At 45.6% G+C, this 11,874-nt stretch carries 14 protein-coding genes; 12 read left to right on the top strand and 2 right to left on the bottom strand.

The annotated features are described in order from the left end of the window. Positions 1-3: 3 nt before the first annotated feature. The 8 genes from rsmG to HP570_RS27490 all read left to right on the top strand — a co-directional run bounded on the left by rsmG (position 4) and on the right by HP570_RS27490 (position 8,154). Positions 4-720: a 16S rRNA (guanine(527)-N(7))-methyltransferase RsmG gene (gene rsmG / locus HP570_RS27525; RefSeq protein ID WP_015894097.1), complete on the top strand. Its 717-nt coding sequence runs from the start codon at positions 4-6 to the stop codon at positions 718-720. 211 nt (positions 721-931) lie between these two features. Further along, on the top strand, positions 932-1,087 hold the full coding sequence (locus HP570_RS27520) for an MgtC/SapB family protein (protein ID WP_256436282.1): 156 nt from the start codon (positions 932-934) through the stop codon (positions 1,085-1,087). A 1,126-nt stretch (positions 1,088-2,213) separates the two neighbouring features. Further along, positions 2,214-3,071: a nucleoid occlusion protein gene (gene noc, locus HP570_RS27515; protein WP_015894095.1), complete on the top strand. Its 858-nt coding sequence runs from the start codon at positions 2,214-2,216 to the stop codon at positions 3,069-3,071. Between the two features lie 502 nt (positions 3,072-3,573). After that, positions 3,574-4,332, top strand: a complete 759-nt coding sequence (locus tag HP570_RS27510) for a ParA family protein (RefSeq protein WP_015894094.1) — start codon at positions 3,574-3,576, stop codon at positions 4,330-4,332. After that, positions 4,329-5,174 (top strand): ParB/RepB/Spo0J family partition protein, encoded by an 846-nt coding sequence (locus HP570_RS27505; RefSeq protein ID WP_015894093.1) that lies wholly within the window; start codon positions 4,329-4,331, stop codon positions 5,172-5,174. Before HP570_RS27510 ends, HP570_RS27505 begins: the two co-directional genes overlap by 4 nt. 15 nt (positions 5,175-5,189) lie before the next feature. Continuing rightward, complete coding sequence (locus HP570_RS27500) at positions 5,190-6,344, top strand: aminotransferase class V-fold PLP-dependent enzyme (protein WP_173627773.1); 1,155 nt, start codon at positions 5,190-5,192, stop codon at positions 6,342-6,344. A 30-nt stretch (positions 6,345-6,374) separates the two neighbouring features. Continuing rightward, positions 6,375-7,088: a DUF554 domain-containing protein gene (locus HP570_RS27495; RefSeq protein ID WP_015894091.1), complete on the top strand. Its 714-nt coding sequence runs from the start codon at positions 6,375-6,377 to the stop codon at positions 7,086-7,088. 166 nt (positions 7,089-7,254) lie between these two features. Then, complete coding sequence (locus HP570_RS27490) at positions 7,255-8,154, top strand: diacylglycerol/lipid kinase family protein (protein ID WP_173627772.1); 900 nt, start codon at positions 7,255-7,257, stop codon at positions 8,152-8,154. 254 nt (positions 8,155-8,408) lie between these two features. Here HP570_RS27490 and yyaC read toward each other — a convergent pair whose 3' ends face one another. Continuing rightward, entirely contained in the window at positions 8,409-9,014 is a 606-nt protein-coding gene (yyaC, locus tag HP570_RS27485) for a spore protease YyaC (protein ID WP_173627771.1), read from the bottom strand. Positions 9,015-9,228: 214 nt separating this feature from the next. Between yyaC and HP570_RS27480 the strand changes: the two genes are divergently transcribed. From HP570_RS27480 to HP570_RS27465, 4 genes are all read left to right on the top strand, one after another. Then, a complete protein-coding gene (locus HP570_RS27480; RefSeq protein ID WP_026133914.1) occupies positions 9,229-9,510 on the top strand; it encodes a putative Se/S carrier protein in 282 nt (93 codons plus the stop codon). Continuing rightward, the gene (locus HP570_RS27475) at positions 9,507-10,382 is read left to right on the top strand and encodes a mechanosensitive ion channel family protein (RefSeq protein ID WP_015894087.1); all 876 of its coding nucleotides are present in this window, start codon (positions 9,507-9,509) and stop codon (positions 10,380-10,382) included. Before HP570_RS27480 ends, HP570_RS27475 begins: the two co-directional genes overlap by 4 nt. 15 nt (positions 10,383-10,397) lie before the next feature. Then, positions 10,398-10,607, top strand: coding sequence for a DUF951 domain-containing protein (locus HP570_RS27470; protein WP_007720174.1), 210 nt, complete (start codon positions 10,398-10,400; stop codon positions 10,605-10,607). Between the two features lie 114 nt (positions 10,608-10,721). Then, positions 10,722-11,501: an Ig-like domain-containing domain gene (locus tag HP570_RS27465; protein ID WP_173627770.1), complete on the top strand. Its 780-nt coding sequence runs from the start codon at positions 10,722-10,724 to the stop codon at positions 11,499-11,501. 221 nt (positions 11,502-11,722) lie between these two features. Here the strand turns inward: HP570_RS27465 and HP570_RS29975 are convergent, their stop codons facing one another. After that, a complete protein-coding gene (locus tag HP570_RS29975) occupies positions 11,723-11,809 on the bottom strand; it encodes a YjcZ family sporulation protein (RefSeq protein ID WP_017246824.1) in 87 nt (28 codons plus the stop codon). Positions 11,810-11,874: the final 65 nt, after the last annotated feature.

Below are 11,874 nucleotides of genomic sequence, written 5' to 3'. Positions count from 1 at the left end.
GCTATGACGAAAGAACAGTTTGCCGAGGTACTTGCAGCCCAGGGGATTTCTTTGACGGATCGTCAGAAGGAGCAGTTTGATCATTTTTTCCGCCTGCTGGTGGAATGGAATGAGAAGATGAACCTGACCGGGATTACCGAAGAGGGGCAAGTGTACAACAAGCATTTTTATGATTCGATTACCCCGGCTTTTTACTTTCCATTTGACCAGGTGCAATCAGTTGTAGATATCGGTGGGGGCGCAGGCTTTCCAAGCATTCCTTTGAAAATTTGCTTCCCACATCTGAAAATGACGATCATTGATTCCTTGAACAAGCGAATGAGCTTTTTGCAGCATGTAGCAAAGGAACTGGGCTTGGAGAACGTAAATCCCGTACATGGACGTGCCGAGGATCGTGGGCAAGAAGCGATGTATCGGGAGAAATTTGATCTCGTAGTCGCACGTGCTGTTGCGAGACTCAATCTGTTATCGGAGTTCTGCCTTCCTTTTGCAAAAGTCGGAGGACACTTCGTCGCTCTCAAGGGAGCGGAGATTACTCCAGAGCTTGCTGAAGCGAAAAAGGCAATCAAGACGCTTGGTGGAAAGACGAGAAAGGTCGAGACATTCCAGCTTCTAGAGGAAGCGGGAGAACGCAATATCGTCATCATGGAAAAAATAGAAGCGACGCCGAAAAGCTATCCGCGTAAGGCAGGAGTTCCTGCGAAAAAGCCGTTAGTGTAGGAGTCAATCATAAGTGAGGTCGTAGCCACGTGCTGCGGCCTTTTTTCGTATGGAAAGGTGTTTAAATCAAATTGCTCGTTTTTGATGAAATGGAAGGTATGTAGTCGCTCAGGTTTCTTGGATCATGGAGTCTACAACTCGTACTAGCTCCTCCGAAAGAATGACATCGTGTGAGAGGGGGATTTGACTATGCAAGAAACTCCCGACCATATTGCTTCGGCTCTTTCTTGCTTTTCTAGCAGGTGCCATCATGGGGTGGGAGCGAGAGAGATTTATAAAGGATGTGAGTAGGCAAAGATGTGCTGGTTTTCGAGCGTATAGTCTCGTTTGTTTTGGTTCGTTTCTTTTTGGACTAGCCTCTATTTAACGTGAAAGAAAGTTTAAACTTTCTGGAGCGCATAACAAGGTACCTCAGCGTCCGCATCTGGCATAACCTCGGTAAAACATTCCGCAAAAACGCGGTCGCTCCTCTATGAATAGGCTTCGATAGAAGTTTTTTTACGGTTTTTCTTCGAGTGGCATAAATCGTGATCCGGGGAGGGTAACTGCACAAGTCGTAGCGGGAATGGGATTTTGGGGCTGGAGCTATTATTAAATTCAATGGTACGGTAAAAGGCCTTACGACGGCAGCTGGGATGTGGGTTGTTTCAATCATTGGTTTGGTTCAGTGCAGGGATGGCTGTCGCTGTGATCGTTGCTGCGATTTTTTCGTACCTGACGTTAGACTTTCATAGTCTTTTTCCTCGAATGTTTTCTGTCACCAAGATTTCACATCCTACTGATGAGAGCATTGGAAGTGATGAGAGGCCAAAGCACCGTGACGATCACGATTTTTATGTGGAAGATCACGATTGATGTTTCACGTGAAACGTTTTTCGTTAGCAGGAATTGGGCGAATCTTGCAGAATTACATATATATAAATGAACCTGAAGAAAGCGTATAGGGAAAGAAGATTAGGTCAAAGGCAATTTTACAAACCGATCGGATGGGCAAGAAGAGTCTGTTAAGCAGTATGTACTATAGGGCTTGTGAAGCTTTTTTAAAAGAAGATGCATGCTGTCCTTAACGATGTAAGAGGAGGACCTATGTTAAAAGAGTAGGACTGAACTCACTTACGACGCCAATATGCCATTTTTCCTTAGCAGCAACAATCAAAGAACATATTCAATCTGTCATATCCGGACAATGGATTGGCAGGGGATAACAAAATGTTTCTAGGAAGATTCTGTCGTTGATTGGACAGGACCTTTTTCAGTTTCTAGGACGTATTCAAAAAGTTGTCTTTTCAGCACGAAGAAAGCGGCGAGAAGCTGAAGAAGGAGGCGCGGGATGTAGGGGAGCTACATGAGCACCTGACTTTCGAGAGTGAACGCTTGTATCATTTTTGCGCAATCTTTCAGGATTACTTCGTGATCAAAAATGACTTTTTGAACACCTCTTCAAAGACTTTAAAATAGCACGGATGGAACGGGTAGAAGTGGGGGATTTTTCTATGGCAGTTAAAGATTCATTTTCTCGGATTTTTGGCTTGACGGACAAGACAGATAACGAAGAAATCAAACAAATACCAGTCGAGGAGATTGTGCCGAATCCATATCAACCTCGTACTGTATTTGATGACGAGAAAATTGATGAGTTGTGTCAAACGATACGAACTCATGGGCTCATTCAACCGATTGTCGTGCGAGTTCGCGACGGTCGTTATGAATTGATTGCTGGGGAACGACGTTTGCGCGCAACTAGAAAATTGGGCATGGAGAGGATTCCTGCGATTGTCAAAGAGTTTAATGACTCGCAAACAGCCTCTATCGCATTGATTGAGAATTTGCAACGAGAAGGTTTGACAGCTATTGAAGAGGCAGTCGCATATCAAAAGCTGATTGATTTGCACAATTTGACGCAAGAGAGTCTTGCTCAACGTTTGGGTAAAGGACAATCGACGATCGCAAACAAACTGCGCTTGCTCCATTTACCACAAGGAATTCAAGATGCCTTGTTGTCCAGACAAGTAACAGAGCGTCATGCAAGGGCTCTGATTCCGTTAAAAGATCCAGAATTACAAAATAAAGTCCTGTTGGAGATTTTGGAGCGGGAATGGAATGTGAAACAGACAGAAGTGCGCGTGAAGCAGCTTCTAGAACTGGCCGAGAACCCTAAATCGGAAAAAGATGCGAAGCCACGCTGGAAAGCATTCTCAAGAGATACGCGGATTGCGATTAATACTGTTCGTCAATCGATCGATATGGTGATCCAGACAGGCCTACCTGTAGAAACAGCAGAAGAAGATCATGATGAATTCTATCAATTCACGATTCGCATTCCAAAAAACAAGGAAACAGGAAATAAATGATCGTAACAAACATGGCGACAAGGTCGCCTTTCTTTTTGGGCAAATGCTGATTATTTATAGGAAAATGAGGCTTTTAGTACTATTTGATTTCCAGAAATATGAATTTCCTGCAAAAAGGCTAGGTAAATCTGCATTTTCGGGGCAAAAATCAGGCTTTTTTGTCTCACTATCTAAAAAAAACAGCGTACGACCAAGCAGCAAATCTGATAACATGGAGAGTACCAACCTGTGCATACTTGCAGGTTTACTCGATAATCAATGAGGATGACTTTGCAGGGGCTTTTTTCGTCTTATCATGTACAGGCGATGTAAAGGTTACTGAATGGCAACGGACGAAGGAATTTGTATAAAAGATCATCGTTTTACAAGAATACGAGCAAATCGTAAATAGACTCGAATGACTAACTAGATGAGGATACAGAAGATGACTTTGAAAGACGTACTGGAGAGTGTACTGGTCGAGCCACAAACTTTCCTACACGACAAAAAAGAGGTGGAGAAGTTGGGAAAAATCATTGCGGTTGCGAACCAGAAAGGCGGCGTCGGGAAAACGACTACGTCCGTCAATCTAAGCGCTTGTTTGGCCGCATTGGGGAAAAAGGTGCTGCTGGTTGATATTGATCCCCAAGGAAATGCAACCAGTGGGATCGGGGTAAATAAGGCAGATGTTAAGTACTGCATTTATGATGTCCTGATCAATGATATCAACCCTGTCGATGCGACTTTGCCAACTGAAATTGAAGGATTAATGATCATTCCTGCCACCATTCAACTGGCAGGTGCGGAAATCGAGCTGGTTCCTACGATTTCTCGTGAGGTTCGTCTGAAAAAGGCGCTGGAAGTTGTCAAGGACAAGTACGATTACGTCATCATCGATTGCCCGCCATCCTTAGGGATTTTGACCGTAAATTCTTTGACAGCATCTGATTCGGTCTTGATTCCAATCCAGTGTGAATACTATGCGCTAGAAGGATTAAGCCAACTATTGAACACCATTCGTTTGGTCCAAAAACACTTGAATTCGCAGCTTGCCATCGAAGGCGTCGTGCTGACGATGCTCGATGCACGTACGAATCTCGGTCTGCAAGTGATTGAAGAAGTGAAAAAATATTTTCAGGATAAAGTATACAAGACAATTATTCCTCGAAATGTACGCTTGAGTGAAGCACCATCACACGGACAAGCCATCATTACGTACGATCCACGCTCACGAGGAGCGGAAGTCTATACTGATTTGGCGAAGGAAGTGGTAGGGGTATGAGTAGAGGATTGGGAAAAGGGCTGAATGCGCTTATTACTTCCAATCTCATCGAAGAAGGGGAACAGGTAAAAGAGGTTTCCATCAATGAGATTCGTCCTAACCCTTATCAGCCCCGGAAAGAATTCGAGCAATCAGCTATTGAGGAACTGGCACAGTCGATCAAAGAGCATGGAATCATCCAACCACTAATTGTTCGGAAAAGCATCAAAGGTTACGAGCTGGTAGCTGGTGAAAGAAGATTGCGCGCTGCAAAGCTAGCAGGGTTAAAAGAGGTTCCGGTAGTAGTAAAAGCGTACACAGATCAGCAATTAATGGAGATTGCCCTGATCGAGAACTTACAACGGGAAAATCTGAATCCACTCGAAGAGGCAGAGGCGTATGACAAGCTGATTTCCCACCATGATTATACGCAAGAACAGCTTGCACAAAAGATAGGGAAGAGTCGACCGCATGTAGCCAACATGCTTCGTTTGCTGCAACTGCCAGAGAAGATCCGAAAAATGGTATCGGCAGCCGAACTATCCATGGGGCATTCACGTGCTTTGCTTGGGGTAACGGATAAGAAAGTACAACAACAGCTTGCAAATGACGTGGTGGAAAAAGGATTGAGTGTTCGTCAGCTGGAAGAGATCGTGAAGCAGCTCAATGTTTCACGTGAAACAAAAAAGAAAAAGTCAGCGAAAAACGAGCCAGTTTTGATCGAGATGGAGGAACGGCTACGCAGCCGTTTTGGGACATCGGTCAAGATTAAAAAAGGGTCAAAGCGCGGCAAGATCGAAATTGACTTCTATTCACAGGAAGACTTGGAGCGAATCATCGAAATGTTGAATATAGAGAAGTAAGTCCAGGAGGTAGTCATGGCGATCATCTATTTGGATAACGCAGCTTCTACATGGCCGAAGCCACCAGCAGTCAAAGAAATGATGGCGGAGGTCATCGAGGATTTTGCTGCAAATCCTGGCCGAGGTGGACATGCACTGGCGATGAAAGCGAGTAAAGCTGTGTTTCGGACACGGGTGCAAGTGTCGCGGTTGTTTGGGATTCAAAACCCGAATAACCTCTTTTTTTATCTCAATGCCACTCAAGCGCTTAATCAGGCGATAAAAGGGTTCTTACAAGCAGGCGATCATGTTATTTCTTCGTCTGTAGAGCATAATTCGGTAAGACGTCCCATCGAGTTCATGCGCAAAAACAACCAAGTAGAAGCTACTTTTGTAGAGCCAAGAGAAGACCATCAATTCTATGTAGAGGATTTTGCCAAGGCAATTACGCCCTCAACGCGGTTAATCGTTGTGAGCCATGCTTCCAATCTGACAGGTGTCATCCTGCCTGTTGCCGAACTGGGGAAACTGGCAAAAGAGCACGGAATTACGTTTTTGGTGGATGCTTCTCAGTCTGCTGGTGTTTTGCCTATCGATGTAGAGGCAATGAATATTCATATGCTTGCTTTTCCTGGGCACAAAGGGCTTTACGGTCCACAAGGTACAGGTGGTTTGTACGTAAGTAGTGATATTGATCTCGAGCCCTTGATTCATGGGGGGACAGGCAGTCAGTCTGAAGCCATTGATCAACCGACAACTCGTCCAGACCGATACGAAAGCGGGACACTCAATACGGTTGGTTTGGCAGGGCTGCAAGCAGGCGTTGATTTTGTCATGGAAAAAGGTGTGGACAACATTCGTCAGCACGAATGGGAATTGGTGAAACAAACGATCCTTGGATTGCAGCAAATCGAGGGTATACATGTCTACGGACCGGGGATTGAGATCGAACGTGTGGGCGTGGTTGCTTTTAATATCGGAGAGGTGGATGCAGCGGAGGTATCGTTTATCCTGGATCAACAATACGGGATTGCGACCAGATCGGGTTTTCATTGCACGCCATTGGGTCACCAGACTGCCGGTACAGAACAACGTGGAGCTGTTCGAGCTAGCTTTGGAATTTTCAACTCAGAGAAAGATGTAGAAGCGCTTCATAACGCTGTTCGGGAAATAGCAGCAGCGTTTGTGTAAGGGTAAGGCATCTGTAGGGGGACAGCGCAAGTGATCTTGCTGGGAACATTGGTCAACGCCGGAGCAATCATCTTAGGAGCATTGTTAGGCAGAATGTTGAAGCGAATTCCGGAGTCGATGCGACAAACCGTCATGCAAGGAATTGCTCTGGCCGTATTCATATTGGGTATTAAAATGTGCCTGGGATCGGATAACTTTTTACTCGTGATTATCAGTATTGTGCTAGGAACAGTAATAGGTGAATGGATTGGGATTGAAAAAGGCTTAAACAATCTGGGGCATTGGCTGGAGAGGAAAGTTGGGGGGAGTCAAGGCAGTATCGCCACTGGTTTTATCACGGGGACGCTGGTGTACTGTATTGGAGCCATGGCTGTACTCGGTTCATTGGACAGTGGTTTGCGTAACAACCACGAAGTACTATTTATGAAAGCAATGCTAGACGGATTCTCTGCGATCATTTTCGCATCAACGTTAGGAATCGGTGTCATCTTTTCGGCAGTACCCGTGTTTTTATATCAAGGCATGATTGCGTTATTATCTACAAGCATTTACAGTGTGGTGAGCGAAACGATGCTGAATGCGATCCTGGTAGAAGTAACGGCGGTAGGTGGCTTGATGATTATTGCCATTGGGTTAAACGTTTTAGAGATCAAACAGATCAGGGTAGCCAACATGATGCCAGCATTAGTGATCGCAGCAGTCGGTGTTCCCTTTATCGATTGGGTTTCAAAGCTGTTTTCATAGTTGGCACAGAGGCTCTTCCTTCGGGAGGAGTCTTTTTTATGAAAAATCAACTATCATCGATAAAAATAGCATGCGATAATATGATACAAAAACTTGATTTGCGAGCAAGGATGGATAATTGGGACGTGACAGTAGAGTACGGCAGCATGTTGGGGAGAGAATGATTATGTTGGGTGTTATCGTCAATCCTGTATCAGGTAATGGCACAGGGTTGAAAGTATGGAGGCAAATTGAGCCGACGCTACGACGTCTGGGAGCGCCTTTTCATGTCAGGTTGACATCAGGAGAGGGGGACGACAAAAAATTATCAAAAGAGCTGATTCAAAAAGAGGGAGTAAAAACAATCATTGCTGTCGGAGGGGATGGAACTGTCCGAGGCGTGATAAATGGGATATACGATTCGAAACAAGATTGTCGATTTGGATTGGTGCCGGCTGGTTCCGGGAATGATTTCGCTCGCGGACATGGAATTCCGATGAAACCGTTACAGGCATTAGAGCGAATTCTGTCGGAAAAAGGGGAAAAGCGAATCGATTTGATTTTATTGAATGGGGAAGTAGCTGCGAATTCAATCGGGGCAGGATTCGATGCACAGGTAGCAAAGGTAACGGATCAAGCTGTGTACAAAGCTTGGCTGAATTGGTGCAAGTTAGGAGCAATCGCCTACATTATATCGGTGATTCGCGTCGTATGTACGTATCAGCCACGTGACATCGTACTGAACGTTGATGGTCATGAGGTTGGTTTAGAGGCTGTCTGGCTAGTTGTCGCTGCCAATATTCCGAATTACGGAGGCGGAATGCTTATTTGTCCCGATGCTATAGCGGACGATGGAATTGCGGATATTTGCGTAGTAAGTGGTATGAGTCGGCTCGGATTGTTAGCTGCTTTTCCGAAAATATTCACAGGAGCTCACCGTCATCATCCGGGTGTCCGCTTTTATAGGGGAAAGCATGTAACGATACATACAGCGGGACAGCTACCTGTCCATGCAGATGGGGAAAGCGTATCGCCAACACCGATCAGTGCCCAAGTGATCGAAAAGTGCCTGACGATTTGTGTGTAAAATAACCTGTATCGAGGTCATCTCATTGAGGAGCGACCGCGTTTTAGTAGAAGGTTATACCGACGGGAATGCCGGATGCTGACGCTGAGGCACCTTGTTATGCGTTCCAGAAAATTCATGGTCGCCTTTACAAGGTGAAGTACTTAAATTTTCCTACACGTAAAAAAAAATAGACCTGTCATCCGTTGAGGGAGAGAACAGATCAAAAAGCAAGTTTTCTAAAGAGGGATGGAACCTTTTGCAGAAAGAAACGGTCAATCATATAAGACACTATCGAATCGACTAGGCGTAGAAGCCAGTGTTACGGCTTTTGCCAGTCCGGAAGCTATGGTATCTGCCATGTTCATGACGATGGAGAGGCGGGTATTTTGAAGGACAAAATACTCCATGAATCCTCCTACGTTGACAATCCCGGTAATGTGGAAGGAACCAACAGGAGGCAGCTCTTTTTTAACACCAGCCCCTGGTTTTAGTGGACCATTCATCACATTGATGTTTCCGACGTGGCTAAATTGACCTAAACAGGCATCGACGGCAATAAGTGTAGCTGTCGGATGATTCGCCTGGATGAGCTCTAACTTTTCCTTAAGATTCATGGCGTGTACAGGATCCTCAAGCGTTCCGTACACTTGCAAAAAACGAGGTGACTGCGCGATGAGCTTGGTTCCTACTAATGGGCCTAGAGCATCACCAGTTGAACGGTCTGTCCCAATACATACAATGACAAGGTCGTCATCGAACCGATTTAAGCGAAAGCGCTGGGCAAGGTGATCGGCAAGATGCTCGTCTGCGTTTTCACTGCGGTATTCCACTTTAAAAGGTGGCAAAGAATAATCCTTGCGATTATCGGATGTGCTCATGAAAACCCCCACTCTTGCCGACTTGGCTTAAACCAACCTGTAAAAGGTTATATAAAAGTATTCACAGTATCGTACCGATATGACATTTTTATACCTGCTAATGGGAAAGTTACGTAGGTTTTGAAAACTCAGCGAGGCTGGCATGCATGAAAGCGAACAGGTAAAATAAGAGGAGCCTATAGCAGTTTGTGTGAAAGAGATGAGGGGGAGTGAAATGGGAGGAGAGACAGTGCTGATCGCATTTGATTCCACGCAGCAAGCCTTGCGGGCAGAAATGCTGCTGGAGTACGAAGATATTGAGATCGATACAAGACCAACGCCAAAAGAAATAACGGCAGGCTGTGCCCTTTCCATTGAGTTCCCACTGTCGGATTACTTACGAGCGAAAGCGATCATGATGGAACAGCAGGTGGTAATACGAGGATACTTCCGTCAGTTTTTCGGCCAGTATAGCGAGGTGGACGAAAGCGGGGAGCAGAAGGAGCGGGAGGAATGAAGCAAGCTGGTTTCTTTGAAAGGATTTATGCCCAGGTACATGCGTATATGACAGATGCAGATATGTGGGTAAATATAGGGATGGCTGTACTGAAAATAGTCGCGATCATCCTGTTATCGCGAATCGTCGTTTCTGTTGTGCAATCGGGCGTAAATAAAGTGTTCCAGCATCGCCACGGAAGCAAGATTCAAATGGATCAACGCCGAGTGGACACAATGCGGGTGCTCGTCAACCATATCGTTCAGTACGGCATTTACTTTTTGGCGATTCTCATGATCTTGCAGCTGTTGGGCATTGATTTGCGTCCCGTTTTGGTAAGCGCAGGGGTACTGGGGCTGGCAGTTGGCTTCGGGGCGCAAAGTCTCGTGCGTGATATTATTACGGGATTTTTCATTATTTTTGAGGATCAATTTGCTGTAGGAGACGTTGTAACGATCAACAACTTGACAGGCACGGTGCAGGAGATTGGTCTGCGCATTACAAAGGTGCGAAGCTGGACGGGGGAGGTACACATCTTTCCAAACGGCACGATTAATCAAGTGACCAACTTTTCATTGCAAAATACGTTAGCGGTTGTCGACGTATCTGTAGCATATGAAGAAGATCTGAATCAAGTTGAGTCTGTGCTCAAAGAAGTATTGGCATCGGCTCAGACAGAATTGACGGATATCGTAGCTGAGCCACAGATTTTGGGAGTACATGCACTGGGGCCTTCTGAAGTCATCATCCGGGTTACGGCTGAGTGTAAGCCGAACACACATCACGGAGTCAATCGAAATTTGCGTGCGAAGATCAGAACGGAATTAACCAACCGAGGCATTCAAATTCCGTATCCAAAAATCGTCGCGGTGTCTGGAAAGGGAACAGTGTAGAGAGGAGAAAGAGATATGGAACGCAAGCAATTTGGACTGGGGGATGTCGTACAGATGAAAAAGCCGCATCCATGTGGCACGAATGCGTGGAAGGTCATACGCATGGGCATGGATGTGCGAATCAAATGTACGGGTTGCGATCATAGTGTGATGATTGGACGACTAGAATTTGAACGCAAGCTGAAAAAGATACTGATTCGAGCGGAGGAAGAACCGCAAGCATAAACCATATTTCTTTGATCAACCCCTCTGTCTTTTTCTACAATGCCTGTAAACGATGAAGCGACGCACTTATATGCTTCACGGAGCGGCTTTGTCGTTTTAGACGGGAGGGGTTCGATGAAAAAGATGAGTGTTCGGTGGTTGCAATGGGTAGTAGTGCTTGCGCTTTTCCTACTTCCATCACAGGGAGTGTGGGCAAAGTCGGCAAACGAATGGGGAGTGAGAATATCCCCGGCTGACAAATCGGCGGAAATAGACCCGAATCAAATCATTACACTGACGTTTTCGGGGCCGGTTTCGTTAAAAAATGGGCAAGAGCTCTCCGACAAGTCTGGTCTCTCGATTATTTCACTCACGGACGCGAAAAAAAAGAAGGTTCGTTTTACGGCGAAATGGAACAAAACAGATCGAAGCATGACAATTGATCCGGAAGGAAATCTGGAAGCAGGGGCGTCCTATCGAGTTAGCTTGCTGGCCAAAAAAGTGAAGGATCAGCGAGGCAATTTGAATCCAGAGCTGGCTAGCACGTTTCAAACGAAAAAACCTGTGGATAATATCGCTCCACAAGCAGTCATATTGCCCGGTCACGGAGCTAAAAATGTAAAGCTCCAGGATAAAGTGACACTCCAGTTTGCAGAAGAGATTATTTTGGTTGATGGTGGAGCCCTGTCCAGCAAAACGGCCGGGCCATTAGTTCGTGTAACAGATGAAAAAGGGACTGTCGTTCCGCACACAATTACATGGAACAAAAGTAAGCGGATGTTGTCTGTGAAGCCAAAAGGAAAATGGCAGCCACATACGAGATATCAGGTAAGTCTCATTGCGGGCTTGGTTAAGGATACAGCAGGTAATTTAAATCAAGCCCAGTGGATAACTTTTCAGACCGGATCGAAGTAATTCAAGCATGTGGGTAAAAAAAAGGATGCAGCCAATTTAGAGGCGCATCCTTTTTCCTTTTGTACGATCAAATGTATCTCCCGGTGATGGTACGTAGGTTATGACTGATCATTATCCCTAGGCTGCATTGCCTTGGCTATGATCTATGTGGGAATTAGAGAAGGTAAGGCTGCTGAGGATGCAAGCTTACCTTCAGATAGGCTGGATGGCAGCGGAGTAGGTTAGTCGCAGTCACAACCTACGATAACGAGAAGGATGAACAGAACCAAGATCAGCGCGAAATCGTCGAAACCGTTAAAGATACCCACTTGCTAACACCTCCTACCGTAGTTTCAATACTCATGCTATGTAGAAACCCACAACGGGGTATAGG

The organism is Brevibacillus sp. RS1.1, from assembly GCF_013284365.1.
GTDB classification, from domain to species: domain Bacteria; phylum Bacillota; class Bacilli; order Brevibacillales; family Brevibacillaceae; genus Brevibacillus; species Brevibacillus brevis_D.
Note: the sequence above shows the minus strand (reverse complement) of the source record. Positions and strands in the feature narration are given on the sequence as shown.

What these genes read in the sequence shown, in the direction of transcription:
- rsmG (WP_015894097.1), top strand. Translation starts at nt 4, where the DNA reads ATGACGAAAGAACAGTTTGCCGAGGTACTTGCAGCCCAGGGGATTTCT.
- noc (WP_015894095.1), top strand. Translation starts at nt 2,214, where the DNA reads ATGGCAGTTAAAGATTCATTTTCTCGGATTTTTGGCTTGACGGACAAG.
- HP570_RS27505 (WP_015894093.1), top strand. Translation starts at nt 4,329, where the DNA reads ATGAGTAGAGGATTGGGAAAAGGGCTGAATGCGCTTATTACTTCCAAT.
- HP570_RS27500 (WP_173627773.1), top strand. Translation starts at nt 5,190, where the DNA reads ATGGCGATCATCTATTTGGATAACGCAGCTTCTACATGGCCGAAGCCA.
- HP570_RS27490 (WP_173627772.1), top strand. Translation starts at nt 7,255, where the DNA reads ATGTTGGGTGTTATCGTCAATCCTGTATCAGGTAATGGCACAGGGTTG.
- yyaC (WP_173627771.1), bottom strand. Translation starts at nt 9,014, where the DNA reads ATGAGCACATCCGATAATCGCAAGGATTATTCTTTGCCACCTTTTAAA.
- HP570_RS27480 (WP_026133914.1), top strand. Translation starts at nt 9,229, where the DNA reads ATGGGAGGAGAGACAGTGCTGATCGCATTTGATTCCACGCAGCAAGCC.
- HP570_RS27475 (WP_015894087.1), top strand. Translation starts at nt 9,507, where the DNA reads ATGAAGCAAGCTGGTTTCTTTGAAAGGATTTATGCCCAGGTACATGCG.
- HP570_RS27470 (WP_007720174.1), top strand. Translation starts at nt 10,398, where the DNA reads ATGGAACGCAAGCAATTTGGACTGGGGGATGTCGTACAGATGAAAAAG.
- HP570_RS27465 (WP_173627770.1), top strand. Translation starts at nt 10,722, where the DNA reads ATGAAAAAGATGAGTGTTCGGTGGTTGCAATGGGTAGTAGTGCTTGCG.